Below are 26,336 nucleotides of genomic sequence, written 5' to 3' on the forward strand. Positions count from 1 at the left end.
TCTCGCTGCGCTTCGCCGCGGGGCCCTCCCCATAGAATGGACAGATGACCATAAGCGTTGCGCCCGGCCCTGACACACAGGAGGGCATCCGGACCGGCACAGCAGAGTCCACCGACTCCCTGACCGCGCCGGACATCCCCTGGAACCTGGTGATCTGGAACGATCCCGTCAACCTGATGAGCTACGTCAGCTATGTCTTCCAAAGCTACTTCGGCTACTCGGAGACCAAGGCGAACAAGCTGATGATGGAGGTCCACAAGAAGGGCCGCTCCATCGTTGCCGCCGGCAGCAAGGAGCAGGTGGAGCGCCATGCCGTGGCCATGCACGGATTCGGCCTGTGGGCCACCGTGGAAAAGGCCAGCGGCGGAACCGGCGGTAATTCCGGCAAGTCCGGCGGCCCCGGCCAGGGTAAGGGGAAGCGTGGCTAAGGCATTTAAATACGGACTCAAAGGCATCACCGGCTTCCTGGAACCCGCTGAACGGGAACTGCTCCGCAGCCTCATCGACGATGTCATCTCCATGCTCCAGCCCGAGGACCGTACGGGGCAGGACCCGCTGGCAGCCCTCATTGGCCTGGATATGGACGTGGCCGAACCCACGGACCGTGCGGTCAAGCGGCTGCTGCCCAATGTGGTGAAGGACGACGGCGCCGCGTCCCTTGAGTTCCGCCAGCTCACCGAGCGTTCACTGCGGGAAACAAAAATCGGTGCCCTGCGCGCGGCTGCACTGGACCTGGACAAGGACGAGATCGTGCTGACGCCCGAAGGGGCCCGGCACTGGTCCATGGCATTGAACGATGTGCGGCTGGTCCTGGCAGAGCGGCTGGACATCCGGGACGAGGCCGACGCCGAACACGTCCACCGCATGCAGGACTGGTCCCAGGCCGAGGATGTGGAGAGCTACCTGGCACTCGTCTACAACTTCACCACCTGGCTGCAGGAGTCCCTGGTCCAGGCCATGCTGCAGTCCATGGAATCCCGACGGTGAGCCACGGCGGCCTGGGGGAGGCCGTCCGCTGTGACACAGCAGACATGAGTTACCGGACACAAGATGATGGCTGACGCATCCGGGAACACCTATCCTCGAATAATCATGACAACAGCCCCGAGCATGGAACCACCGGCGGAAATGCAACCTGCGGCCGACGAAGACGGGCTTCCGGCCGCTGCTCCGGAATCCCGTCCGATCGGCGTCTTCGATTCCGGTGTCGGCGGACTCACCGTGGCCCGCTCCATCATTGACCAGCTTCCCAATGAGTCGATCCTCTACGTGGGGGACACCGCCCACGGGCCATACGGGCCGCTCCCCATCGCGGAGGTGCGCGCGAACGCACTGGGGGTGATGGACGAACTCGTGGACTCCGGCGTCAAGCTGCTCACCATCGCCTGCAACTCGGCGTCGGCCGCTGTCCTGCGGGACGCCCGTGAGCGGTACACCGCCAAGTACGGCATCCCGGTCATCGAGGTGATCCAGCCTGCGGTCCGGCGCGCCGTTGCCGCCACCCGCAGCGGAAAAGTGGGTGTGATCGGTACCTCTGCAACGGTCGGGTCCCGCGCCTACGAGGATACTTTCGCCGCCGCGCCCGACCTGGACATCACCTCCGTTGCGTGTCCGGAGTTCGTCAGCTACGTGGAGGCCGGGATCACCACGGGTCCGGCCCTTCTCGCCGTCGCGGAGGAATACCTGGCGCCGCTGAAGGCGGCCGGTGTGGACACCGTGGTCCTGGGCTGCACCCACTACCCTCTGCTGACGGGAGTCATCTCCTACGTCATGGGCGCGGACGTCACCCTGGTCTCCAGCGCGGAGGAGACCGCAAAGGACGTCTACCGTGCCCTGGCCACCCACAACCTGCAGCGCACCTCGGAGGCTCCGCCCGAACACCACTTCGTGGCCACCGGTGACGCCGGGCAGTTCGAGGCGCTCGCCCGGCGGTTCCTGGGCCCGGAAGTACTGTCCGTCCGGCACGTGGACCATGTGGCCGCGCAGTACCCGACGGGCAGCCTGGCCCGGATTACCCCTGAGATGATCGCCGCCGCACAAAGCGCACGCAACCGTCCCCGTATCTCCAACTTCGTTGGCGGGGGGCTCGCCCGGGCGCGCCGGAGCGGGGGGCCTGCCCTGTGAAGCTGACCATCGTGGGATGCACCGGCTCCTTCCCCGGGCCCGGCTCCCCGGCGTCGTGCTATCTCCTGACCGCCACCGACGGTGAACGGACGTGGAAGGTGGTGATGGACCTTGGCAGCGGCGCCCTGGGAGCCATCCAGCGGTACACGGATTTGGAGGACATCGACGCGATTTTCCTCACCCATTTGCACCCGGACCACTGCATGGACCTGTGCGGGCTGCACGTTGCCATCCGCTGGAAGCCGGGAGGCTGGGGCCGCGGCCGGATTCCTGTGTGGGGACCGGCCGCCACGGCAGACCGGATGGCCACCGCCTACGGGCTGGACCTGGACCCTGGAATGCACGAAGAGTTCGACTTCACCAACTGGGCCGAACGCGAACCGGTAACCGTAGGGCCTTTCACCGTCACCCCGTTCGCTGTGAACCATCCCGTGGAGGAGGCCTATGCCCTGCGGGTGGAGGTGGTGGAACCCGGCAAGGACGGCACTGCGGTCTCCCGGGTCCTGACCTACTCCGGGGACACCGATTCCTGCGCCGGACTTGAGGAAGCCGCCAAGGACGCCGACCTGTTCCTGTGCGAGGCAGCCTTTGAAGAGGGCCGTGACGACGGCATCAATGACGTGCACCTGACGGGCAAGCGGGCCGGGGAGGCCGCAGCGGCTGCCGGCGCACGGCGGCTCCTGCTGACTCACATCCCGGTGTGGACGTCCCAGACCACCGTGATGGCCGAAGCCCGCCCCGTGTTTCCCGGTGACGTGGCGGTTGCCGTGGCCGGAGTGCACTACACCATCTAGCCCCGCCGGCACTCGATAAGCTAAAGGCATGACATCTGAAGCAACAGCAGTGCCCATTGTGCGCGCCGACGGCCGTGCCCCCGACCAGCTCCGGCCCATCAGCATCACCCGCGGATGGTCCAACCAGGCTGAGGGTTCCGCGCTGATCGAGTTCGGCAACACCAGGGTGCTGTGCACGGCATCCCTGACCGCCGGTGTCCCGCGCTGGCTCAAGGGCGAGGGCCGCGGCTGGGTCACCGCCGAATACGCCATGCTGCCGCGCGCCACCAACACGCGCTCGGACCGGGAATCCGTCAAGGGAAAGATCGGCGGCCGCACGCACGAGATCTCCCGCCTGATCGGGCGTTCGCTGCGCTCCATCATCGACACCAAGGCCCTGGGCGAGAACACCATCGTGCTGGACTGCGACGTCCTTCAGGCCGATGGCGGCACCCGGACCGCGGCCATCACCGGCGCCTACGTGGCCCTGGCCGACGCCATCCGGTTTGCCCGCGATACCAAGCTCATCGCCAGGAACGCCCAGCCGCTCATCGACACCATAGCGGCAGTGTCCGTGGGAATCATTGACGGCGTGCCCATGCTTGACCTGCCCTACGTGGAGGACGTCCGGGCGGAGACCGACATGAACGTGGTGGTCACCGGATCCGGCAAGTTCGTGGAGGTGCAGGGAACCGCAGAGGGTGCGCCCTTCGACCGGGATGAGCTGAACCAGCTCCTGGACCTGGCGCTGCTGGGCACTGCCCAGCTGGCTGCTATCCAGCGGGAGACACTGGCGGATACCCTGTGACCGGTGTGGCTCCCCGGCTGGTGCTGGCCACCCACAACAAAGGCAAACTCAGCGAACTCCGTGAGTTGCTGCGCGGACAGGTGCCGGGGCTCGACGTCGACACCCAGGTGGTGGACGCCGCTGCGGCGGGTGCGCCGGACGTCGTCGAGACCGGCGTGACGTTCGCCGAGAACTCCCTGCTGAAGGCGCGTGCGGTGGCCGGGGCCACCGGCCTGGTGGCCATCGCCGACGACTCCGGCCTGGCCGTGGACGTCATGGGCGGGGCCCCGGGCATCTTCTCCGCCCGCTGGGCGGGGCGGCACGGTGACGATGCCGCCAACCTGGAACTCCTGCTGAACCAGCTGTCCGATGTTCCCGACGAGCACCGCGGTGCCGCGTTTGTGTGCGCAGCCGCCCTGGCCATGCCCGCGGACGCGGAGGGCCCCGGGCGCGATGTAGTGGAGTACGGGCAGCTGGAGGGGATCCTGCTCCGTGAACCGCGCGGCGCCGGCGGGTTTGGCTACGATCCCGTACTGCAGCCCGCGGGCGAGGACCGCAGCTGCGCCGAGCTGTCCGCCGCGGAAAAGAACGCCATCAGCCACCGCGGCAAGGCTTTCCGGGCGCTGCTGCCGTCCATCGTGGCGGCACTCGAAGCGGCCGGCCCGGCGTAAGCGGCGGCCGGGAAAACCCGCAAAAAAGGTGCGCACCCGGGCGGGGGTGCGCACCTTTTTGGCAATCCGGGAGCAGGTGGAGGGCTGCTACTCCGGGCGGCCGCGGTGGATGTTGCGGGGAGTGTCCTGCTCCTCTTCCGGTTCGTGTTCCTCGATGAACTCGTCAACGGCATCGGTGCCGTAGGCCGCCGCCTGGCGCCTGGCAGACAGCCCGCGCAGGAGCTCGATGCCGATGGGGACCACCGAGACCAGCACGATGACGATGAAGATAATGTCAAGGTTGTCGCGGACCCAGGGCACCGTATCGCCCAGCAGGTACCCGAGGAGCGTGACGCCGCCGCCCCATAGCGCCGCGCCGATGACGTTGTAGATGAAGAACTTTCGCTTGCTCATTTGCGCCACGCCGACGATCACGGGCACGAAGGTACGGATGATGGGCACGAAGCGGGCCAGGATCAGTGCCTTGCCGCCGTGCTTTTCGAAGAATGCGTGGGCGCTCTCGACATTTTCGCGCTTGAACAGTTTGGAGTTGGGCCTGTTGAAGATGGCGGGGCCGGCCTTGGATCCGATCAGGTAGCCGGCCTGGTTGCCAATGATCGCGGACACCAAGATCAACGCGGCGAACGCGAAGATGTTGAACTTGATGGTGCCCGTGGCCACCAGCAGGCCCGCGGTGAACAGCATGGAGTCTCCCGGCAGGAAGAACCCCATGAGCAGGCCGGTCTCGGCGAAGATGATGCCGCACACCAGCAGGACCACCCAGGGGGCCAGCGCGGGATCGGCCAGGAAGACCTGGGGGTTCAGCCAGTCGGGCAGGAAGGAAGCCATTCTCGGCTGGACCGGTCCCGCACCGCCCAGCATGGACACAGCGAGGTCATTCATCACAGGAAAGTTCACCCCTCAAGGGTACTTGACCGGCCTGTGCTTCCCGGGTTGGGACGCCGGCGGCGGTAGGGTAGGGGCCGTGGGTTTGGACTTTACGGCGATCGACTTCGAAACGGCCAACGGCTTCCGGGGCTCCCCGTGCTCAGTGGGGCTGACCAAGGTAAGGGGCGGGAGGATCGTCGCAGAGGCCTCCTGGCTGATGCGTCCGCCGCACGGATACGACTTCTTTGACCACAACAACGTGAGAATCCACGGCATCACTGCCGCGGACGTGGCCGGCACGCCCCGCTTCGGCGAGCTGTTCCCGGAAATCGGCGCATTCATTGGCGACGACGTACTGGCCGCCCACAACGCTGCCTTCGACCTCGGCGTGATCCGTTCGGCGCTGGAGGTATCCGGCCTGCCCGGGCCCGCCTACGACTATGTCTGCACGGTCATGCTGTCACGTCGCTGCTACTCGCTCGTCTCCAATTCCCTTCCATTTGCCGCCGAGGAAGCGGGCGTGCCGCTGGTCAACCACCACGACGCCGCAGAGGATGCCCGTGCCTGCGCCGGCATCCTCATCGATATCGCCGCACGCAACGGTGCCAACAGCATTGCCGAACTCTACTTGTCCCTGGGCCTGGACATGCCGCGGCAGCACGCCTTCGATCCGGCCGCAGGGGAACTGTCCAAGCCCAGCCTCGCCGCCATGGCAGGCGGTTCCGGCAACGGGGCCGCCCTGGTCCACCGGTTCCAGTCCGGCTGGCCCGAGGAAGGGGCGAACCCGGAACCCAACCTGGACGCTGAGCCAGGTCACCCGTTGTATGCGCAGACCGTGGTGTTCACCGGGCAGCTCTCCATCAACCGTCCGGAAGCCAAACTGCGTTCGGCCCGGTGCGGGGCGCGGACCGAGAGCCGGGTCACCGCGCGGACCACGGTGCTGGTGGTGGGGGACGGGTTCGTTGCCTCGGACCTGCGGTCCGGCAGGCTCACCGGCAAGGCACGCCGCGTCCTGGAACTCCACGAGCGGGGACAGGCCATCGAGGTACTGTCCGAGGGCGAGTTCCTGCAGATGGTGGGCGGCGGGGACGCCGCCCAGGGACCGTTCGGGAGTGCAGGGGAAGCCTGGACCGGCGCCCGCGAACCTGCCATCAGCGCCTGACCCGGCAGGCGGGAGGCGGCACGCGGTCATGCGGCGCAACATAGCTTGGCCGCTCCTGCCGATGACTCCTACCCTAGCGTCATGGCCTCCCTGTTCGCTTTCCCCAATCCCGTCAACGAGTACGCCGCGCGTGTCACCGCAGGGCTCGTGGTGCTGCTCGCCGTCGTCACCGCGGTGGCAAATTCCGGGTGGGGGCTGGTGGCCATCGCCGTCGGATTCTGGCTGCGGCTCCTCTTCGGCCCCCGCATTTCACCCTTGGCGCTGCTCTCAGTGAAGGTGATCACCCCGCGGCTGGGAAAGGTGAGGCTGGTCGCCGGGCCACCGAAGCGCTTTGCCCAGGGAATCGGCGCGGCAGTATCCACCGCTGCCCTGCTCCTGTTCGCCGCGGGCGTGGCGCCGGCCGCCTGGGCGCTGCTGGGCGTCCTGGTGATTGCTGCATCGCTGGAGGCCTTCGCCGGGTTCTGCCTGGGATGCACGATCTTCGGGTTCCTGCAGCGCCGCGGGGTGATCCCCGAGGACGTCTGCGAGGCCTGCAACAACATCAGCCTTCGCCGGTCGTAACCTTCACCAACTGATCGGCCATGCCGCGGATTACCTCCGGCGCTTCCAGCGCCCCGAGCCACTCGGCGGGGAGGCAGTCCTCGCCGTACAAAGCCCCCAGTATGTTTCCCGCCAGGGAGCCCGCGGTGTCGCTGGCGCCGCTGTGGTTTACGGCCACCGCCATGGCGTCCCGGAAATGCGCAACGGGCTGCGCGCCCGCTCCGTGGGCCGGGACAGTGGCGGTGACGGCATAAAGTGCGACGGCGAGTGCTTCCTCCGCTGTCCGGCCTCCGCCCAGCACCTGGAGCAGTTCCTCGGGTCCCACACGTGCCTTTTCCGCAAGCCGGAGGGCGGCTTCAAGGTGTTCCGGCAGTTCCGGGGCCACATTCACAAGGGTGGCCGCGTGCGCAGTGACGCCGGCAGCGGCGTCCCGCAGCCCCTCGCCGGATACCAGGCGGTGGATCAGGAGGCTGAAGATCCCGGCACTCTGCCGTGCAGCAGGGTGTCCGTGCGTCAGTGCGGCGGCGTCGGCACTTAGCTTGTAGACGGCGTCGGGCGTGATGTGCGGAACCAGCCCAAACGGTGCCGAACGCATCACGGTGCCTGCACCGTTGGCCCCGGGGTTCACCGGGCGCACGGCGGTGCCCATCTCGCCGGTGGCGAGCCCGGTAATGCAGTCTTTTTCGGGATGCCTGCGCTGCCTGAGCGCTTCATTGCCGTCGATCCAGCGCGGCTGGGGTGCCGGTGCGGACGGCCCGGCGTCCTCACCCTGCGTCGCCAGCCAGCGCAGGTAGGCCAGCCACAGGCACGCGTTCACGTCCGCGCCCACGCCGGAGTTGGCCCACTCCAGCGCCTCCACCAGCCCGTCCACGGTGTACAGGGTGAGTTGGGTGTCATCGGAAAAGTGGCAGGGGCCGGACAGGTCCTCAAACCCGGTCAGGCCCCGTCCTCCGAAGCGCTGCCGGATGTCCGCGATGGAATCGGATTCTACGGCATAGCCCAGGGCATCTCCCAGCGCCCCGCCCAGCAGGGAACCGTGGATGCGGGACTTGAGGGTGGGCGCGGGGATACCGAGGTCAGAGCTCATGGAGTAAATTTACCGTCCGGAACCCGCACCGGGCGCCCTGCACCATGGTGCTGCAGCAGCGCGGACAGCTGCTGTCCAGCAAACACACAGCCTGGGCTGGAATACTGCTCGGGTTGCCCGGCGCCAGCCCCTGGCCGTCCGCAGTGCCTGAACCGTGAACAGCAGCCGGAACCCCAGACTCCCACAAACAAAGGTCCCACCATGAGCACCCCTGTCCCAGCCCGCGACGCACTGCAGCCCGGCGGCACCGCTGCAGCGCACACCGGCCTGCTGCCCCGCCTGGTTGCCGAGGCCTTTGGCAGCCTCTTCCTGGCGGTGGCCGGTTTGGGCGTGCCGCTGTTCAGCATCCCGCAGTCCAGCCCGGTCCCCTCCGCCCTGGCCGCCGGCCTGGCCATCACCGCGGCCATGCTGGCTTTCGGGCATATCTCCGGCGGCCACTTCAACCCGGCCATCACCCTGGGGCATCTCCTGGCCGGACGGATCCGCGCCGGCGCGGCAGCCGCCTACGCCGCCGCCCAGATCGTCGGGGCCCTGGTGGGCGCCCTGGCCCTGTTCGGAATCCTGCGCACCCTGCCCAGCATTCCGGACAGCCGCACCGCCTTCGATACCGTGGCCGCGGGCTTCGGTGGGCACTCCATCATCCAGGCTCCGCTCGCCGCCGTCGTCCTCCTGGAACTGCTGGGCGCCGCCATCATCGTGGCGGTCTTCCTGGGTGCCGCGGGCCGTGACAGCAGCAGCCGCACGGTGGCGCCCGTCGCCGTCGGCTTGTCCTTTGCCGCCCTGCTGCAGGTAGGACAGTCGGTGGGGAACCTGCCGTTCAACCCGGCCCGTGCCGTCGCTTCCGCCGTTTTCAGCTCCGGCTGGGCAGTGGAGCAGCTGTGGGTCTTCCTGGTGGCGCCGCTGGCCGGCGCTGCCATCGCAGGGCTGGTATTCCGGATCGCAGCGGTGGGTGGGTCCCCGGCGCCCGTCGTGGACGCCGAGACTGGCGAGGGTGACGACGATGATGACGAGGACGACGTCGGCGCTGCCGCCGTCGACGCTTCCTCCGTGAATGAGGACGCCGTTGCGGCTGCCCGCCAGGAGCAGGCCGGCGTCAGCGAGGCCCAGGAGTTCTTTGACGGAAAAAGGTCCTGACGCCCGTTTGCCGCGGCGTTTTCTTCACTGTCAGTGGCTGCCGATAGCTTAGGAATATGCGGTTACTTCATACCTCGGACTGGCACCTGGGCCGTTCCTTCCACGGCGTCGGCATGCTGGACGCCCAGCGGGCTTTCGTTGACCAGTTGGTGGCGGCGGTTGAACGGGACAACGTAGACGTTGTCCTGATCGCGGGTGATGTCTATGACCGGGCGCTTCCGGGCGTGGACGTGGTCCACCTGCTTGATGACGCGCTGGTCCGGCTCACTGCCGCAGGGGCAAAAGTGGTCCTCACCAGCGGCAACCACGATTCCGCCATCCGGCTGGGTTTCGCGTCCCGCCTGCTGGAACGCGGGGGGGTGCACCTGCGCACCAGGGTGGAGGACCTCGACCAGCCGCTGCTGCTGCCGCTGGGAACGGATGCTGCCGGGAAGGAAGCCACCCTGGCGCTCTACGGCATCCCATGGCTTGAGCCGAGAATGGTCGCCGAACAGTTGGGCGTGGAAACGGCAAGCCACTTCGAGGTCACCCGCGCGGCGACCAGCCTGGTCCGGGCGGACATCGCCCGGCGCGCCGCCTCCGCCACCGTCCATTCGGTGGTCCTGGCACATACCTTCGCCAGCGGTGGCATCAGTTCGGACAGCGAGCGGGACCTCAGCATCGGCGGCGTGGGAGCTGTTCCGCTGGACCTGTTCGACGGTTTCAGCTACACCGCGCTGGGCCACCTGCACGGGCGGCAGAAGCTTTCCGATTCGGTGCGTTATTCGGGTTCGCCCCTGGCCTACTCCTTCTCCGAGTCCACCCACCAGAAGGGCGCCTGGCTCGTGGACATCGGCCTAGAGGGTGTCGTGTCGGTGGAGGAAGTCCCCTGGGAGGCCCCGCGTACCCTGGCCGTACTCCGCGGACCGCTGGACGATCTCCTGGTGGATCCAGGCTATGCCTGGGCGGAGGCCGCATATTGCCAGATCACCCTGACCGATGCCGAGCGTCCCTCCCGTGCCATGGAACGGCTGCGCGCCAGGTTCCCGGACACGCTGGTCCTGGCGTTCGATCCGCAGGGTGCCGCTGCCGCCACAGAGGCCAGCTACAGCAGCAGGCTCGCGGGCGCGCCGGATGACCTGGCGGTGTGCTGCGGGTTCCTGGACCATGTGCGGGGCCGGAGCGCCAACCAGGCGGAAAGAACCGCGCTCGCCGCCGCCCTGGAAAACGTACGGCTTCTGGAGGCGTCCCGGTGAGGATCCACCATCTGCGCATTTCAGCGTTCGGGCCCTTCGCTGGAACCGAGGACATCGACTTTGACCGCCTCAGCGCACACGGCCTGTTCCTGCTGAACGGGCCCACCGGTGCCGGCAAGACAAGCGTGCTGGATGCCATCTGCTTTGCCCTCTACGGCTCCGTCCCGGGCGCGCGGCAGGACGGCAAGCGGCTGCGCAGCGACCATGCCGAGCCCGGGCAGGAACCAGCCGTCACATGTGAGTTTTCCGCGCAGGGCCGCCGCTTCGAAGTGACCCGCTCCCCGGCGTGGGACAAGCCAAGCGCCCGCGGGAAGAACGGTTTCACGGTCCAGCAGGCCAAAACGCTGCTTCGCGAACGGGTGGGCGGGGCCTGGGTGGAGAAGTCCGCGCGCAATGATGAAGCGGGCGCGGAAATCATGGCACTGCTGGGAATGGACCGTGAACAGTTCACCCGGGTGGTGATGCTGCCGCAGGGTGATTTCGCTGCTTTCCTGCGCTCCAAGGCTGCTGACCGGCTGGACCTTTTGCAGAAGCTCTTCGGCACCCAGAGGTTTGAAGCACTGGAACAGGAACTGTCGCGCCAGGCGGCTGCCGCACGGGAGGACGTGGCGGTCCTGTCCGGGCAACTCGGCCTCCTTGCCGCGCGCGCCGAAACCGAAGCGGCCCCGTTGCAGCTTCCGGACGCCGGGGCCCCGCCGGTGGACGACATTCCCCGCCGCCTTGGCTGGCTGCAGTCTTCTGCCGCCATGCGCCTGGCAGAACTCACGGACCAGGCCACCGCCGCCGAGGCTGTCAATCAGGACCGCCGCGCAGAGGCTGAACGCGAGGCTGCGCGCCATGAACGGCACCGGAAACTCGAAGCCGCCGCCGCACGGCAAAAGGCTGTCGAGGAAGGGACCGCACGGCAGCAGGAACTCCGCTCCCGGCTTGAGAGGCACCGCCAGGCGGAGGTTCTCCAAGGGCAACTGCAGGCCGTGGACGCTGCAGCCGCTAAAGTCCACGGCGCCGCCGCTGCCGCCGAATCCGCCATGACGTTGCTCCGCCTGGCTGCCGCAGATGGCAACGAACTGGCCCAGCTCGGCCTTGGAACGGAAGGGGCCGCAACTGCCGCCATTCCCGGAATGGCCGGGGAGGCCTGGGGGAGCGTGCAGGGGGCGCCGCAGGAACTGGACCGGTTGCGTTCGCTGCTGGCCGTCGTCGAGGCGCGGCTGCCTGACGAGGACAGGCTCCAGGACCTGCGGAAGAGGCAGCATGGCCTGGCCGGCAGGCTGGGCGAGCTGGAGCTTGCCGTAGAGACCTTGGGCCGGCGCGCCGCGCACCTGGTGGCGGAACGTGAGCAGCTGGCCGACGGCATGGACCAGCTGGAGGCCCGTTCCGCGGAAGCCGCACTGCGGCGCAAGGAGGCTGCCGCTGCCGCGGAACTGCTGGACGTGGTCCGGCGGTACGGCGCGGCCGTCCAACGCAGGGACTCGGCCAGGAACCGCCATGAAGACTCGCGGGAGAACCTGTTGGAGGCCAAAAGCCGCTGGCTGGACCTGCGGGAGGAACGGCTCGCCAATGCTGCATCGGAACTCGCCGCCGGGCTGGTTGACGGCGAGCCCTGCCCCGTCTGTGGAAGCGGACAGCATCCCGGCCCAGCGGATGCGGGCAGCGGAGGCCCGGCGCTGGCGCAGGATGAAGAACGGGCCCACGGCGTGTATGAGGCCGCTGAAGCAGCCCACGCCCTGGCGGCCGCTGACCTTGCCGAGGCGGAGCAGGCGGTGGCCGTCCTTGCCGGTCAGGGCGGGGCCATACCCGTGAAGGACGCGCGCTCCGGCGCGGATGATGCACTCGCCGCGGCACTGGATGCCGAGCAGGCGGTGGAGGAGCTGCAGGACAGGCGGCAGAGGCTGGAAGCCCTGGACGCCGGCCTCACCGAGGCCCGGGCCACGCTGTCCGAAACGGAGGCTGAGCTGTCCCAAGCCACCGCGTCCCTCGCCGACCTCGGCGAACAGGCTTCTTCCCTGGATGCGGCGCTTGCCGGGCTGCGGGGCGGCCACCGCAGCCTTGACCGCCGGCTGCGCGCACTTGATGAGGCGGTAGCGGTCCTGGCTAAAGCCGTCGAAGCCCAGGCGCGGCTTGACGGTGCGCGGCTGCAGGCCGCCGAAACGCAGGAACACCTGGAACGGTCCCTGCCCGGTGCCGGCTTCGCCACGGCGGACGATGTCCGCAGCCAGCTCCTTGGCGCCCCTGAACTCGCCGCCCTTGAGGCCACCATCCGTGCCGCCCAGGATGAAGCGGCCCGCGTGGCTGGGCTGTTCGAGTCGGAAGACATCGTGCTCGCCCTGGAGGAAGCCGCCGGCGGCTTCCAGGCGGACGAACAACGGCTGGCAGCCCTGCGGCTGGACGCGGAGGAGGCCCGGAATGAGGCGCGGGAGGCCGATCTGGCTGCCGGCATGGCAGTCCGCTGCCTTGCATCCTTGAAGTCCATAGCCGCCGAACACGAAGCGCTGGCCTGCTCCTCGCGCGAGCCCGCGGAACGGGCGCAGATGCTTGCCGGCCTGGCCGACGCCGCAGCAGGCCGGGGTGAGAACACGTACCGGATGAGCCTGACCAGCTATGTCCTGGCCGCGCGGCTGGAACAGGTGGCCCTTGCTGCTTCCGAGCGCCTGGTGGCCATGAGCGATGGCCGGTACCTGCTCCAGCACACCGACGCCAAGGCGGCCCGCGGTGCAAAGTCGGGGCTGGGCCTGGAAGTGGTGGATCAGTGGACGGGCTTCCGCCGGGACACCTCCACCCTATCGGGGGGTGAGTCCTTCATGGCTTCGCTCTCACTGGCTCTGGGGCTTGCGGATGTGGTTCAGCAGGAATCCGGAGGGGTGGAAATCGAGACCCTGTTCGTTGACGAGGGCTTCGGCAGCCTGGACGACCAATCGCTGGAGCAGGTCATGGATGCCCTTGAAGGACTCCGGGACGGCGGGAGGGTAGTGGGGCTGGTCAGCCATGTTGCCGAAATGAAGCAGCGGATTGGTACCCAGTTGCAGGTGGTTAAGAACCGGAACGGCTCCACGCTGCGGATCTCCGAAAGCCTGGATGCCCTCGTCTGACCGGGGCAATCCTTTGATCCGGCCGATATACTGGACCGCGTTACCGGGTTGCGCGCATCGGGAGGAGGGACGATGCGCATTTACTGAGCGAGCCCCAAAGTGACACCACAAACCACCCCTTCAGCTATCGGCACCACCCCTGCCCAGGCCGTTCCAGGCCAGGAAAGCCCCGGCCCGGACTCCACGGAAGCGCCAGCAACGGGACGCTTTTCGCGCCTTGCCCAACTGGCCGGCCCGGTCTTCATGCCCCTTGGACTCTTTGCGCGGCTTCCCCTGGCCATGCTGGCCGTGGGCACGCTCACCCTGGTCACTTCCGTCACTGGCTCGTTTGCGGCCGGTGGCACAGCCGCAGGCGCAGCAGGCATTGGTTCCGCATTGGGGGCTCCAGTGCTGGGGTCCCTTGCCGACAGCAGGGGACAGCGGCCGGTCCTGCTTTTGTCCGCGGTGCTCAATACGCTAGCCGTGCTGGCCCTGGTCCTCGCCGCCAGCGGGACTGCGGCGTCGGGCGATTTTCCGCCCGCTGTCCTGGCAGTTGCGTTCGCGGCCGGTGCCACCTGCCCGCAGGTTGGGCCCTTGGCGCGGGTCCGGTGGATGTCGCTGACGGCACATGCCGGAAGTCCAAAGGCCCCGCCCGAAAGCCCCGCCCGCGACCTGGACACAGCACTCTCGTACGAGAGCACGGCCGATGAGGTGACTTTTGTCCTCGGACCGGCCCTGGTGGGAATCCTGGCAAGCCTGGTGGCGCCCTGGCTTCCGCTGGTATTGGCCGCGGCCATGACCATCTCGCTGGTGCCGGCCTTCGCTGTGCATCCCACGCACCGGGCCGTACCGGCCAGCGGGCGTCCGGCAGGCGGAAAGCGCAAGGGTGCTGCGAATACCTCGAAGCTGCCGTGGGCCGTTGCCCTGCCCGTCCTGGCCATGGCCTGCATGGGCACATTCTTTGGGTCCACCCAGGCTGCGTTGAGTGCTTTCTCTGCCGGGCTTGCGGGCCCGGAAATCGCCGGGCTGCTGTATGCGGTCATGGGCCTCAGTTCGGCGGCCGCCGCATTCTCCGGTGGCATACTGGCCGCGCCGCGTCGGGCTCGGGCTGCGCTGGGTGTTCTGCGCAGTCCTGATGGCAGGGCTGGCGGTCCTGCTGCTGGTACCGTCGTCGCTGCCATGGATGGCGGCAGTCCTGCTGGTCCTTGGGCTCCCGGTGGGTCCCGTCATGGTCACCGTCTTCGCGGTGGGTGGCACGCTGGCTCCCGCGGGCCGGCTTGGCACGGTCATGACCGCGCTGGCCAGCGGGATTGTCGCCGGCACGGCCATCGGGTCCTCGGTTGGGGGACAGCTGGCCCAGCTCCACGGGGCGGCGGCCGCGTTCCTCGTCCCGGTCAGCGCTGGGGCGGCGCTGCCACTGCTCGGTGCGGGAACCGCCGTGGCCCTGCGCCGGCGGGCCTGAAGGGGAGGCGCCCTGCATGCGGCGCCGCCGTTGCGCTGTTACACCAGCTGGCTCTCGATCCTGGCCGCGCTTTCAGCAATGGCAGCCCCCACGGCATCAGGATCATGGGCGGAACGGATATAGACGACGGCGAGTGCGGCCGGACGTCCGCCAGGCACGCGGACAGGGGCCGCCAGCGAGGAAACACCTGCAATCACCTCGTCATGGCTTGCTGAGTAGCCCCTCCTGCGGGCCTCTGCCGCTTCTGGCCGGTAGGGGACTCCCGTTGCCAGCCGGTCCCAGTCCTCTTCCGAAAGGGCGGACTGGATGGCTATACCAGGCGCGCCGGCGTTAATGGGGTGGCGAGTGCCGGGGTGCTGGGCAACAGTTGCCCCCGAATGCCTTGGCTCGACCGTGACGAGCGTAATGCAGTCATGGTGGTCCCACACTGCCACGAACGCTGTCATGTCCAGCGAATTTGCCAGCTGGGTAAGCTCCGGCAGGGCGGCGCTCTGCAGGTTGCGGGACACACCCCGCGCCAGGACCGCGAGTCCGGGGCCGGGCTGGACCCGGCCGGCATCGTCCCGCACCAGGAGGGAATGATCCTCCAATGTGCGAAGGATTCGATAGGCCACGGAGCGGTGGACGCCCATGGCATCGGCCAACTCGGCAATGGTCAATGGCCCAGGCGCGGCAGCCATGATCTCGAGGGCGCGGATGCCACGCGAAAGGGTCTGGGATGGCGAAGCCTGCGGCGCCGCTTCCTTACCGGCTGCGGCTGCTGGAGGAGTCATGGGTTCCATCCTAGGTCGGTTGGGCACCGGCTACGTGACTCTTGTCTCAGCCGCCGCGTGCCGGTATTGTCCTCTATACGAACTTGCAGTTCAAATATAGAACTGTTTCTTTACTCTCTACCGTTCGTCGCAAAAATTGCCACGTTCCGTGTCTCGCATCACAACCGCGTAGTACCCTACTAACTAACTGACCGTTCTGTCAGTAATCCTGAAGGCGTCCGGGCTGCGCTGCTGCCCACAAAACAATGGAGTTTCAATGACCACACCTTCCAAGGTGGATACACTCACCGGTCCCAGCAGCCGGCGGGAGGAGCGCAAGGTCCTCGCCGGCACCCTCGTCGGCACCACCATCGAGTGGTATGACTTCTTCATCTTTGCCCAGCTGACCGCAACGCTGCTGTCACCGCTGTTCCTGGCACCGCTGAACGAGTCCAACCCGGGCCTGGCGCAGATCCTCTCCTTTGCCCTCATTGGCATCAGCTTCCTGTTCCGCCCCCTTGGCGCCGTTATTGCCGGGCACCTGGGCGACCGCCTGGGACGGAAGGCCATGCTGGTCTTCACCCTGGTGATGATGGGTGCCGCCACTGCCTTGATCGGCGTCCTGCCCACTTACGCGCAGATCGGCGCCTGGGCCCCCGTTCTCCTCATCCTGCTGCGCATCGTCCAAGGTTTCTCTGCCGGCGGTGAATGGGGCGGTGCTGCCCTGATGGCCGTGGAGCATGCGCCGATCAATCGGCGCGGCCTGTTCGGCGCCTACCCGCAGATCGGGGTGCCCGTTGGTATGATCCTGGCCACGGGCCTGCTGTTCTTCCTCAACACAGGCATGTCCAAGGAGGACTTCGCGGCCTGGGGCTGGCGGGTGCCGTTCCTGCTGTCCATCGTCCTGATCGTGGTGGGATACCTGATCCGCCGCGCCGTGGCTGAGAGCCCCGTATTCCAGGAGATGGCCCTGCGGAAGAAGGAAAGCAAGGCGCCCCTGGGTGAGTTGGTCCGGAATCACAAGATGCCAGTCCTGTACTCCACACTGATTTTCATCGGCAACAATGCGGCGGGATACCTGCTGATTGCATTCTTTATCTCGTACGCCACCAAGACCCTGAAGATGCCCACGCCGCAGATCCTCCTGGCCACTACGCTGGCCTCCTTTGGCTGGCTGATCTTCACGCTGGTGGGTGGTTGGTTGTCGGACCGGATTGGCCGCGTCAAAACCTTCCTGATCGGCTACGCCATCGTGTTCGCGTGGATGATCCCCATGTTCGCGTTGATCGACACCAAGGACATCGTGCTCTACGGCGTTGCCCTGTTCGTCCTGACGATTGGCCTGGGCCTGTCGTACGGCCCCATGTCCGCCATGTATGCCGAGATGTTCCCTGCGAACGTCAGGTACTCCGGCATTTCCATCGGGTACGCCTTCGGTGCAATCCTGGGCGGCGCCTTCGCCGCAACCATCGCCGAATCCCTGCTGCAATCCACAAAATGGACAGGTTCGATCGGCATTTACATCATGGTCCTCTGCGTCATTTCAGCCGTCGGGGTGGTGCTCGCCAAGGAAACCAAGGGCCGCCCGCTCGGCGTCAGCAGCCACCACTGAGGCCCAACCGCAATTCCAATTGGCGCTGAACCCGTTGCCAATCGCAGCCCGGACCGTACGGTCCGGGCTGCCGGTGCCTGAGGGCAGTCCTGCCCATCGCCCGGAATAACTATTACTGGCCGGGAACGATGGATATGGTCCTCGGTCCGGATGCCGGCGTCGTGGCCCTGCTGCAGCAGATCGAAGCCGAGTGACTGGCCAGCGCCTAAGTCAATCCAGGCTGCTCAAGGGATCCCGGCAGCTCAGACGCCCAGGAAAGAAATGGCGGCTTGCTTGAAGGCCCTGCTGGTGATGGCGTTGGTGTGGTTCCGGCCCGGGAGGACCAGCTGTTCGGCCATGGAGCCGGCACTGCGGGCCAGTTCGGCAAGCCTGGGCAGGGTGTGGGCCCGCTCATCCTTGTCGCCCACCACCAGCAGCATGGGAACGTGGGGGACTGCTTCAGCGGGGTCGTAGGGTTCAGCCTTGATGGCCTCCACCAGCGACAGCAGCGCGAAGATGTTGTTGCTTGGCAGCAAAAGGGCCATTTTGAGCAGCTGCGCCGTGGATTCGTCGTTGATCGGCGTGCCGTCCGCCAGGTAGTCCTGGGCGGCCCTGAGGTCGAATGCGGCCAAGGGGTCGGAGTCGTTGGGTCCGCCGAGCACCAGCCTGTGCACCAGCTCCGGCTGGGTTGCGGCGAACTCCCAGGCGAGCCGGGACCCCAGGGAATAGCCCACAACGTCCAGCCCGCTGGCAGGGTCCCCGTCGTGCAGGGGGCGCGCGCCGGCGTCGAACGCTCCTTGGAGTAAATCCGCCCTGATCCTGCTGGGGGAGTAGGAATCGCGGTCTTCCGGCGCCCCGCTGCGGCCGTGGCCGGGCAGGTCGACGGTGATCACCCGGCGGCCGGCGTCAAGCAGGGCCGAAACCCAGCCGGTGTCCTCCCAGTTGAGCTTGGAGGATGAGGAAAAGCCGTGCAGCAACAGGACCGGGCGAAGGCCCGCGTCATCCGCTGGTTCATGGACCGCCACGTACAGCTGCGGGTCGGTCCCTTCAACGGTGTGCCCCTGCTGCTGTCCGGTGTGCCTGCCGCTCATGGTGTCAGTTCCTCAATCAGGTACGGCGCCTGGGCGGGCCCGGCGCGTCGGTGCGTCTTCCGTGGAAAGGTACGCACCACTCTACCTGTTGGCGGCACGGTTCCTGCTGGTAAGGCGGGCGCCGGCGGCACACGCCAGTGCGATGCCGGCGATCAGGGTGAAGGTGCTGAACAGCTGCACACGGCTGCTCTCCGCGCTGAAGCCGACGGCGAAGATGAGGCCCAGCAGGACCAGGCCCAGGATGGTCAGGCCGGGGAAGCCCTTCATCCGCAGCGGCAGCGGGGTTCCGTCCCGGTCGGCCCGCCGCCGGAGGATCAGCTGGGAGACCAGGGCGCTGCCCCACACCACCAGGCATGTGGAACCCACCAGCTGGAACAGCGCCGGCAGGATCCGTTCCGGGAACAACAGCTCCAGGACTGTGGCGATAAAGCCGAAAGCCACCGATACTGCCACGGCGAGCAGGGGGACGCCGGCGTTGTTGAGGCGGGTCAGGATCCGCGGCGCCTCACCCCGCTGCGAGAGCGAGTAGACCATGCGGGAGGCGCCGTAGAGGTTCGCGTTCAGCGCCGAGAGGAGTGCGACGACGGCCACCAGGGTGATGGCGGTGGAGGCGCCGGGGATCCTGGCAGCGTCCAGCACGCCGGCGAAGGGCGACGCCAGGCTCTTGGACGTGGCGGGAAGGATGGCAGCGATGACGAAGACGGAGCCGATGTAGAACACGAGGATCCGCCACACCACCGTCCGGATGGCCTTGCCGACGCTGTGCCCGGGATCCTCGGTTTCGGCTGCGGCCACCGAGACGATTTCCTCCCGCCGAACGCGAAGATCACCACGAACAGGGCCGCAGCAACACCGCCGAGGCCCTGGGGAGCAAAGTTTCCCGTGAGGTTTTCCGCGCCGGGGGAGCCGACGCCGGGCAGCAGGCCCAGGAGCAGGGCGGCACCTACTGCGAGGAACAGCACGATGACGGCCACCTTGAGGATGGCGAACCAGAACTCAAACTCACCGAAATTCCGAACACCGGTCAGGTTGATGCCCGTAAAAACCACCATGAACAGCAATGCCAGTGCCCAAACAGGCACCACCGGCCAGACGGAGAACAGCAGCCCGGCGGCGCCCAGGGCCTCGGCTGCGATCACCACCACCAGCTGCAGCCACCACAGCCAGCCGATGGTGGCCCCTGCCGTGCGGCCCAGCGCCCGCTCCGCGTACACGGAAAACGCCCCGCTGTTGGGGTTCGCGGCCGCCATCTCACCCAGGGCCCACATCACCAGGATGATCAGCGTTCCGGCCACGAGGTAGGAGACCAGCACCGCAGGTCCGGCTGCCTGCACGCCGGCACCCGATCCCAGGAACAGCCCGGCGCCGATGGCGCTGCCCAGCCCCATCATGGTGAGCTGGCGCGGCTTCATGCTGTGGGTCGCTGCGGTCTTCGTGGCGGGCGTGGCGGGCGTGGCGGGCACGGCGGACGTGGTCCCGCCAGACTTCGTTGTCATGGGGCAATGCACCTTCTGGGGCTGGTTGATGGTCCGGCCGTGGGGTCCGGGGTCCTTGTGGGACCTCTTGAATTTACCGCTTCCGGATGCTCCCCAAAAAACGGAAAGAGGAGGGAGGCCCCAAAAGCGAGGGAGGAGGGCCCTGTCCTGCCCGGCGGCTATGGCTCCTGCCGGGCGGCAGAAACATTTCCTTTTCGACTACGGCTGGCCGTAGAATTAGTTTTGGTCAGGATGACTATAACTACGGAGAGCGCGCCCCCAGGGCGGTCGAGGGTGACGGAAGGCGGTGGAACGGGTGTACTACAGCTCCGCGAATGTTTCCGAGCGGCAGGCCGCACCGCCGCTGCTGGCCATCTCCACCGTGATCTTCGCACTCCGGCCGAGCGAGACCTCGGGCCGACCCACCCTGTGGCTTCCGCTGGTGCGCCGCATCCGGGAGCCCTTCAAGGGGCTGTGGGCCTTGCCGGGCGGACCACTCAGCCACGATGAATCCCTTCAGGACGCCGCGTCCCGGAACCTCCGCGAAACCACGGGCCTCAGCCCCAGCTATCTCGAGCAGCTCTATGCTTTCGGCGGCCTGCACCGCTCGCCCGCCCAGCGCGTGGTCTCCATTGTCTACTGGGCCCTGGTCCAGCCCACGGAGGCGGCGCTCGCGGATGAATCCGAGAACGTCAGGTGGTTCCGGGCCGACCGCCTGGGCAGCCTGGCCTTCGACCACAACGCGATCGTTGACTACGCCCTCTGGCGCCTGCGCAACAAGCTCGCCTACGGCTCCATTGCCTACCACCTGCTGGGGGAGTACTTCACCCTGGCCCAAGTCCGCGAAGTCTACGAAGCCGTCCTGGACCGCCAGCTGGACCCGGCCAACTTCCGCCGCCAACTCAAGTCCACCCCGGAAATCGAAGAAACCGGGGAATACCTCCAGGGCGGCAAGCACCGCCCGCCGCGCCTCTACCGCTACACCGGCCGGCCAGGCCTTGACCCAGACAACAGGAGCACACCATGAGCAGCGTCAACACGGCAATCCAGCTGATCACGCGCGAACAGGCCGAAAAGGGCGCAACCGCTGACCGCAGCACCTGCAGCCCGGCGCTGGCCAAGGGCCCGTGGGACTACGATCTGGCCGAGGCGCTCGCAGGCGTTCCCGCCTACGGTCCGGGCGCCTCGAGCGCGGACCCTGCCCCGGCCGGCACGCCGCGCCAGGGCCAGCTGCCCGAGGAGTACAAGCTGGCCAGCGATGCCGAACTCCGCGAGCGGATCCATGCCGCCAAGGCCGCCCTGGGTGACCGGGCCGTCATTCTGGGCCACTTCTACCAGCGCGACGAGGTGATCCAGTACGCCGACTTTGTGGGAGACTCCTTCCAGCTCGCCAACGCCGCACTGACCAGGCCCGAGGCGGAGGCCATCATCTTCTGCGGCGTCCACTTCATGGCCGAAACCGCGGACATCCTGTCCACACCGGAACAGGCCGTCATCCTGCCCAACCTGGCCGCCGGCTGCTCCATGGCCGACATGGCGGACACAGACTCCGTTGAAGAGTGCTGGGAACAGCTTGAAGAGATCTTCGGCACCGAGCCCGACGCCGAGGGCTTGCTCCCGGTCATCCCTGTCACCTACATGAATTCCTCCGCCGCCCTGAAGGCGTTCTGCGGCGAACACGGCGGCATCGTCTGCACCTCCTCCAATGCAAAGACAGTCCTGGAGTGGGCCTTCCAGCGCGCCCGGCGCGTACTGTTCTTTCCCGACCAGCACCTGGGCCGCAACACTGCAAAGGCCATGGGCGTGCCCCTGGAACACATGCCGATGTGGAACCCGCGCAAAGAGCTGGGCGGCAATGACGAGCAAGCGCTCCTGGACTCCCGCGTGATCCTCTGGCACGGGTTCTGCTCGGTGCACAAACGCTTCAATGTCGCCCAGATCGAGAAGGCGCGCACGGACTTCCCCGGCGTCCAGGTCATCGTGCATCCGGAGTGCCCCATGGAAGTGGTGGACGCAGCGGATTGCGCCGGCTCCACCGACTTCATCAAAAAAGCCATCGCCGCTGCCACTGAGCCCACCACGTTCGCCATCGGCACCGAGATCAACATGGTGAACCGGCTGGCCGCCGAGTACCCGCAGCACACCATCTTCTGCCTGGACCCGGTCATCTGCCCGTGCTCCACCATGTACCGCATCCACCCCGGCTACCTCGCCTGGGTGCTGGAGGAACTGGTGGCCGGGCGCGTGGTCAACCGCATCACCGTGGACCACGGCGTGCAGGCCAACGCCAGGACAGCGCTCGAGCGCATGCTCGCGGCGAGGCCGTGATGAAGCGCCGCCTCGCCGTCGTCGGAAGCGGCATCGCTGGCCTCTACGCTGCGCTGCTCGCCACAGACGCCGGCGCGGACGTGGTGCTGCTGACCAAAGGCGCGTTGGACCACAGCAACACCTGGTACGCGCAGGGCGGCATCTCCGCCGTACTCGCCGAACCCGCGCCCGGGGACACCGTCGCGGCGCACATCGCCGACACCCTCCGCGCAGGAGCCGGACACTGCAACGAGGCCGCGGTCCGGCTGATGTGCACCGAAGCACGGCGGGACATCACGGGCCTCCAGCGCTACGGTGTCGCCTTCGACACAGGGCCCGCCGTAGCGCGGACGGCCGGGGCAACGCACGACGGCGGGCCGGCCCTTGGGCTCGAAGCAGCCCACAGTGCCCCGCGGATCCTCCACGCAGGAGGAGACGCCACGGGTGCACGCGTCGCCGGCGCGCTGATCCAGGCCATCCTGTCCCGGCGGGACGACGGAAAGCTCGCCATCCTCACCTACGCCCAGGCCACCGGCCTAGTGACGAGGGAGGGCCAGGTGGCAGGAGTTGAGTACCTCCAGGGCGGCCGGCACCACAACCTGGACGTGGATGCCGTCCTGCTCGCCACCGGGGGAGCCGGCCAACTGTTCGCCCAAACCACCAACCCCGCCGTTGCCACCGCCGACGGACTGGCGCTCGCCGTCCGCGCCGGAGCCGCAGTGGCAGACCTTGAATTTTTCCAGTTCCACCCCACCTGCCTGGTCAGCTCCGCCACCGCGCACCCGGCCAGGCTGGACGGACCGCTGCTGATCTCGGAAGCGGTCCGCGGCGAGGGGGCCACCCTGCTGGACTCCGGCGGCCGGCGCTTCATGCAGGCCTACCACCCCGACGCCGAACTGGCGCCACGCGACGTGGTTTCACGCAGCATCGCCCTCCACCTCGCCAAGCTCGGCGACCCCAACGGCCACGTCTACCTCGACGCCCGGGGCATCGAACAGGCCCGGGGCAAAGGCTTCCTCCAGCAGAGATTCCCTACGCTCACCCGCAAAACCCTCGACGCCGGCATCGACTGGACGCGCGAACTGGTCCCGGTCGCCCCCGCCGCCCACTACTGGATGGGTGGCATCACCACCGACCTCTCCGCCCGCACCAGCGTCCCCGGCCTCTACGCCGCCGGGGAAGTTGCGTGCACGGGCGTCCAAGGGGCAAACCGGCTGGCCAGCAACTCCCTCCTCGAGGGACTGGTCTTCGGCCGCCGCGCTGTTGAATCTTTCCTCTCCGGTGACCGGGGCTGGGACGCGTCCCGCGTCAGCGATGCTCCGCGTGCTGCCTCGGCCGCGGGCGGCCTCCGCTTGACGCACGCTTCCGCACCCCTGCCGCGAAACGCAAGTGCGCACGTCGCCGTCCCTGCTGCTTTAGAAGGCGCGACCGGTCGGTCAGGGGCGCCAGGCGGAAGTTGGCCGTCCAGCTTCGCCGGGGGTGGGGGTGCCGGGGAGCCGTTCTCGCGGGGGGCCCTTCGGCTTTTGATGACGTCGCATGCCGGGGTGCTGCGGTCCGGGGAGCTGTTGGCTTCGGCGGCCGGCACCCTTGCCGCCTGGGCCGCCGTCGTCAGTCCTCCTGCTGTTGCCGACCCTGCCGATCCTGCGGTGCATGAGGACCGGAACCTCCTCTTGGCTGCGCAGTTGCTGGTGGATGCTGCCCGCCGCCGCCAGGAATCACTTGGGGCGCACTATCGCGCTGATGAAACCGTACAAACCGAAAACCCCTACCCTTCGCGCCCGAAAGCGAGCCTGCTCCATGACTGAACCCGCCGTGATCGACCAGGCAGCCGCACTGCGCCCCGCGCTGGACCTCACCCTTCCTCCGGCTCCGGTCAGGGACATCCTGGAACGTGCCTTCGCTGAGGACGCGCCCTCCGGTGACATCACCTCGCAGGTGCTCATTCCCGCCGGCGCCCGCGCCAGCGCCGTGCTCAACGCCCGCGTCGCCGGAGTCTTCAGCGGTGCCACCGTCTTCCGCGACGCCATGCAGCTGGTGGACCCCGCCACCAGGGTGGAGCTGCTGGTGGCGGACGGGGAGGCGTTCGACGCCGGCGCCCACCTGGCGCGGGTCAGCGGCACCGCCCGCTCAGTACTGCTGGCAGAACGCGTGGCGCTCAACCTGGTCCAGCGCATGTCTGCCATAGCCACGAAGACTGCAGAGTTCGTGTGGCTCACGGAGGGAACGCGGGCCCGCATCACCGACACGCGCAAGACCACCCCGGGCCTGCGCATCCTGGAACGTTTCGCCGTCAGGTGCGGCGGCGGAGCGAACCACCGCTACAGCCTCTCCGACGCCGTCCTTGCCAAGGACAACCACCTTGCCGTGATGACCGGCGGGGACCCGGAAAAGCTCACCGGGCTCCTGCTGGCGGCCAAGGCCCAGCTGGGGCACACCACCCACTTTGAAGTGGAAGTGGACAGCATGGACCAGATCGAACCCGTCCTGGCCGCCGGGGTGGACACCATCATGCTCGACAACTTCAGCATCGAAGACCTGAAGGCAGGGGTGGCGCTGGTGGCAGGGCGGGCCCGGGTGGAAGCAAGCGGGAATGTCAACACCGGTACCGTCGCGGCCATTGCGGCTGCAGGCGTGGATGTCATCTCGATTGGCGCCCTCACCCACACCGTGGCCGCGCTGGACTTAGGCCTCGACGTGGACCTGGCCACCGCGTGATGCTGCCATGATCTTCCTCGACGCCGCCGCCACCACCCCCGTCCGCCGCGAAGTGCTGGACGCCATGTGGCCGTACCTTGCGGGAGGATTCGGTAACCCCTCCAGCCACCACACCCTGGGTGAGGCAGCAGCTGCCGCGCTTACGGGGGCGCGGACGGCGGTGGCGGCGGTCCTCGGCTGCCGCGCGGGCGAAGTGGTGTTCACATCGGGGGGAACCGAAGCCGACAACCTGGCCATCAAGGGCATTGCCCTGGCCAGGCAGGCGGCCAATCCGCAACTGAACCGGGTGGTGATCAGCGCCGTCGAACACCCTGCCGTGGAGGAATCCGCCAGGTACCTGGAGCGCTTCCACGGTTTTGCCGTCGACGTGGTGCCGGTGGACGCAACCGGCCGTGTCACCCCCGCGGCCCTGGCCGGCCTGCTGCGTCCGGAGACCGCACTGGTGAGCATCATGTACGCCAACAACGAGGTGGGCACCATCCAGCCCATCGCAGCACTGGCTGAGCTGGCCCGTGGGCAGGGCATCCCGTTCCACACCGACGCCGTCCAGGCCGCAGGCTGGCTGCCGCTCGATCCAAGGGCGCTGGGCGTGGATGCCATGAGCATCTCGGGGCACAAGCTGGGGGCACCCAAAGGCTGCGGCATGCTGTTCATCCGGGGCCGTACGCGGCTGGAACCGGTGATCCATGGCGGTGGCCAGGAGCGGGGGCGCCGGTCGGGAACGGAAAATGTTGCCGGGGCGGTTGGGCTGGCCACTGCCCTCACTCTTGCGCAGGAACGGCAGGCGGGGCAGCAAGCAAGGGTTGCCGCGCTGCGCGACCGGTTTATCGGAGCGGTGCTGGCAGGGGTGCCGGACGCAGTCCTCACCGGCCATCCCGCAGAACGGCTGCCGTCGGTGGCATCCTTCTGTTTCCCCGGAACCAGCGGCGAATCCGTGCTCCTTGAGCTGGAACGGCGCGGCGTGGTCTGCTCCAGCGGCTCAGCGTGTGCTGCCGGCTCGGATGCACCGTCACCCGTGCTCACGGCGCTGGGGATTGCCCCCGAAGTGGCGCAGACGGCGGTCCGCTTCAGTTTTGATGCGTCCGTAACCCAGGAGGATCTGGACACCGCAGCTGCTGCCGTCCAAGCGGCGGTCGCCGGTGTCAGGAACCTGGGCGCGGGCCAGGGCCGATAACCATCCGCACCCCCGCTGGGCGCGCTTCAGCCCGTCGGCCCTAGACGATATGAGGTGGGGGGCGCGGGGCTTTGGCCGCGTCCGGGATCGGTCCATTATCGCCGGGCGGTCCCGCAGCGCCGGCTTTGGTGTAGTCCGTGGCTGTTTGGATTGTGGGCGGCGCGGCGGGATCTGATCCCGGCGGTGATATCCCTGTATCCGGATGGGGCCAGGCAAGGCAAGAGGCCGGGGCCTTCTGTTTCACAGGGTCCGTGGGTTGCCATTGGGCGGCTCCCTTGGCCCTGGACGGCGGCCGCGGGGGTGCAATGGTAGTGCCACATGTGA

General features: G+C 67.8%; 21 protein-coding genes and 2 pseudogenes. 18 read left to right on the plus strand and 5 right to left on the minus strand.

The annotated features are described in order from the left end of the window. Window positions 1-44: 44 nt before the first annotated feature. From clpS to rdgB, 6 genes are all read left to right on the plus strand, one after another. Window positions 45-428, plus strand: coding sequence for an ATP-dependent Clp protease adapter ClpS (clpS, locus tag J7I84_RS09465; RefSeq protein ID WP_214943832.1), 384 nt, complete (start codon window positions 45-47; stop codon window positions 426-428). Next, entirely contained in the window at window positions 421-987 is a 567-nt protein-coding gene (locus J7I84_RS09470) for a DUF2017 domain-containing protein (protein WP_214943834.1), read from the plus strand. Before clpS ends, J7I84_RS09470 begins: the two co-directional genes overlap by 8 nt. A 105-nt stretch (window positions 988-1,092) precedes the next feature. Next, a complete protein-coding gene (gene murI, locus J7I84_RS09475) occupies window positions 1,093-2,124 on the plus strand; it encodes a glutamate racemase (protein WP_396020051.1) in 1,032 nt (343 codons plus the stop codon). Further along, window positions 2,121-2,918 carry an MBL fold metallo-hydrolase gene (locus tag J7I84_RS09480; RefSeq protein ID WP_214943836.1) on the plus strand — a complete coding sequence of 266 codons (798 nt, stop codon included), beginning with the start codon at window positions 2,121-2,123 and terminating at the stop codon, window positions 2,916-2,918. Before murI ends, J7I84_RS09480 begins: the two co-directional genes overlap by 4 nt. Before the next feature lie 28 nt (window positions 2,919-2,946). Beyond that, window positions 2,947-3,705, plus strand: a complete 759-nt coding sequence (gene rph / locus J7I84_RS09485; RefSeq protein ID WP_251046341.1) for a ribonuclease PH — start codon at window positions 2,947-2,949, stop codon at window positions 3,703-3,705. Next, window positions 3,702-4,355: an RdgB/HAM1 family non-canonical purine NTP pyrophosphatase gene (gene rdgB / locus J7I84_RS09490; protein ID WP_214943838.1), complete on the plus strand. Its 654-nt coding sequence runs from the start codon at window positions 3,702-3,704 to the stop codon at window positions 4,353-4,355. Before rph ends, rdgB begins: the two co-directional genes overlap by 4 nt. Window positions 4,356-4,442: 87 nt before the next feature. Here the strand turns inward: rdgB and J7I84_RS09495 are convergent, their stop codons facing one another. After that, on the minus strand, window positions 4,443-5,237 hold the full coding sequence (locus tag J7I84_RS09495) for a VTT domain-containing protein (protein WP_214943899.1): 795 nt from the start codon (window positions 5,235-5,237) through the stop codon (window positions 4,443-4,445). Window positions 5,238-5,319: 82 nt separating this feature from the next. On the opposite strand from J7I84_RS09495, the gene J7I84_RS09500 reads away from it, so the two are divergent. Together J7I84_RS09500 and J7I84_RS09505 are read left to right on the plus strand one after the other, a co-directional pair. Next, entirely contained in the window at window positions 5,320-6,384 is a 1,065-nt protein-coding gene (locus tag J7I84_RS09500) for an exonuclease domain-containing protein (RefSeq protein ID WP_311381110.1), read from the plus strand. A gap of 81 nt (window positions 6,385-6,465) precedes the next feature. After that, window positions 6,466-6,945 (plus strand): DUF4395 domain-containing protein, encoded by a 480-nt coding sequence (locus J7I84_RS09505; RefSeq protein WP_214943840.1) that lies wholly within the window; start codon window positions 6,466-6,468, stop codon window positions 6,943-6,945. Here J7I84_RS09505 and J7I84_RS09510 read toward each other — a convergent pair. Beyond that, the gene (locus J7I84_RS09510) at window positions 6,926-8,011 is read right to left on the minus strand and encodes an ADP-ribosylglycohydrolase family protein (protein ID WP_214943842.1); all 1,086 of its coding nucleotides are present in this window, start codon (window positions 8,009-8,011) and stop codon (window positions 6,926-6,928) included. The two genes, J7I84_RS09505 and J7I84_RS09510, sit on opposite strands and share 20 nt — an antisense overlap. A 201-nt stretch (window positions 8,012-8,212) precedes the next feature. On the opposite strand from J7I84_RS09510, the gene J7I84_RS09515 reads away from it, so the two are divergent. The 4 genes and pseudogenes from J7I84_RS09515 to J7I84_RS09530 all read left to right on the plus strand — a co-directional run bounded on the left by J7I84_RS09515 (window position 8,213) and on the right by J7I84_RS09530 (window position 14,907). After that, window positions 8,213-9,145, plus strand: a complete 933-nt coding sequence (locus tag J7I84_RS09515) for an MIP/aquaporin family protein (RefSeq protein ID WP_214943844.1) — start codon at window positions 8,213-8,215, stop codon at window positions 9,143-9,145. Window positions 9,146-9,201: 56 nt separating this feature from the next. Beyond that, window positions 9,202-10,380: an exonuclease SbcCD subunit D gene (locus tag J7I84_RS09520; protein ID WP_214943846.1), complete on the plus strand. Its 1,179-nt coding sequence runs from the start codon at window positions 9,202-9,204 to the stop codon at window positions 10,378-10,380. Next, complete coding sequence (locus J7I84_RS09525; RefSeq protein WP_214943848.1) at window positions 10,377-13,466, plus strand: AAA family ATPase; 3,090 nt, start codon at window positions 10,377-10,379, stop codon at window positions 13,464-13,466. The genes J7I84_RS09520 and J7I84_RS09525 overlap by 4 nt, the downstream gene beginning before the upstream one ends. 243 nt (window positions 13,467-13,709) lie before the next feature. Next, window positions 13,710-14,907, plus strand: a pseudogene (locus J7I84_RS09530) (MFS transporter). A gap of 38 nt (window positions 14,908-14,945) precedes the next feature. Here J7I84_RS09530 and J7I84_RS09535 read toward each other — a convergent pair. Then, window positions 14,946-15,680, minus strand: coding sequence for an IclR family transcriptional regulator (locus J7I84_RS09535; RefSeq protein ID WP_214943850.1), 735 nt, complete (start codon window positions 15,678-15,680; stop codon window positions 14,946-14,948). 256 nt (window positions 15,681-15,936) lie between these two features. Here J7I84_RS09535 and J7I84_RS09540 point away from each other — a divergent pair, with 256 nt between their 5' ends. Beyond that, window positions 15,937-17,271 carry an MFS transporter gene (locus J7I84_RS09540; protein WP_214943852.1) on the plus strand — a complete coding sequence of 445 codons (1,335 nt, stop codon included), beginning with the start codon at window positions 15,937-15,939 and terminating at the stop codon, window positions 17,269-17,271. Between the two features lie 242 nt (window positions 17,272-17,513). Here J7I84_RS09540 and J7I84_RS09545 read toward each other — a convergent pair whose 3' ends face one another. Together J7I84_RS09545 and J7I84_RS09550 are read right to left on the minus strand one after the other, a co-directional pair. Further along, window positions 17,514-18,341 carry an alpha/beta fold hydrolase gene (locus tag J7I84_RS09545; RefSeq protein WP_214943854.1) on the minus strand — a complete coding sequence of 276 codons (828 nt, stop codon included), beginning with the start codon at window positions 18,339-18,341 and terminating at the stop codon, window positions 17,514-17,516. An 81-nt stretch (window positions 18,342-18,422) separates the two neighbouring features. Then, window positions 18,423-19,729, minus strand: a pseudogene (locus J7I84_RS09550) (amino acid permease). Window positions 19,730-20,132: 403 nt separating this feature from the next. Here J7I84_RS09550 and J7I84_RS09555 point away from each other — a divergent pair. The 5 genes from J7I84_RS09555 to J7I84_RS09575 are packed head-to-tail and all read left to right on the plus strand — an operon-like array spanning window position 20,133 to window position 26,012. Continuing rightward, entirely contained in the window at window positions 20,133-20,843 is a 711-nt protein-coding gene (locus tag J7I84_RS09555) for an NrtR DNA-binding winged helix domain-containing protein (protein WP_214943856.1), read from the plus strand. Continuing rightward, window positions 20,840-22,144 (plus strand): quinolinate synthase NadA, encoded by a 1,305-nt coding sequence (gene nadA / locus J7I84_RS09560; RefSeq protein ID WP_214943858.1) that lies wholly within the window; start codon window positions 20,840-20,842, stop codon window positions 22,142-22,144. Before J7I84_RS09555 ends, nadA begins: the two co-directional genes overlap by 4 nt. Continuing rightward, window positions 22,144-23,928 (plus strand): L-aspartate oxidase, encoded by a 1,785-nt coding sequence (locus J7I84_RS09565; protein WP_214943901.1) that lies wholly within the window; start codon window positions 22,144-22,146, stop codon window positions 23,926-23,928. Before nadA ends, J7I84_RS09565 begins: the two co-directional genes overlap by 1 nt. Beyond that, on the plus strand, window positions 23,921-24,838 hold the full coding sequence (gene nadC / locus J7I84_RS09570) for a carboxylating nicotinate-nucleotide diphosphorylase (RefSeq protein ID WP_214943860.1): 918 nt from the start codon (window positions 23,921-23,923) through the stop codon (window positions 24,836-24,838). The genes J7I84_RS09565 and nadC overlap by 8 nt, the downstream gene beginning before the upstream one ends. Before the next feature lie 7 nt (window positions 24,839-24,845). After that, a complete protein-coding gene (locus J7I84_RS09575; RefSeq protein ID WP_214943862.1) occupies window positions 24,846-26,012 on the plus strand; it encodes a cysteine desulfurase family protein in 1,167 nt (388 codons plus the stop codon). Window positions 26,013-26,336 lie beyond the last annotated feature (324 nt).

This window comes from Arthrobacter sp. ISL-85 (assembly GCF_018613675.1).
GTDB lineage: Bacteria > Actinomycetota > Actinomycetes > Actinomycetales > Micrococcaceae > Arthrobacter.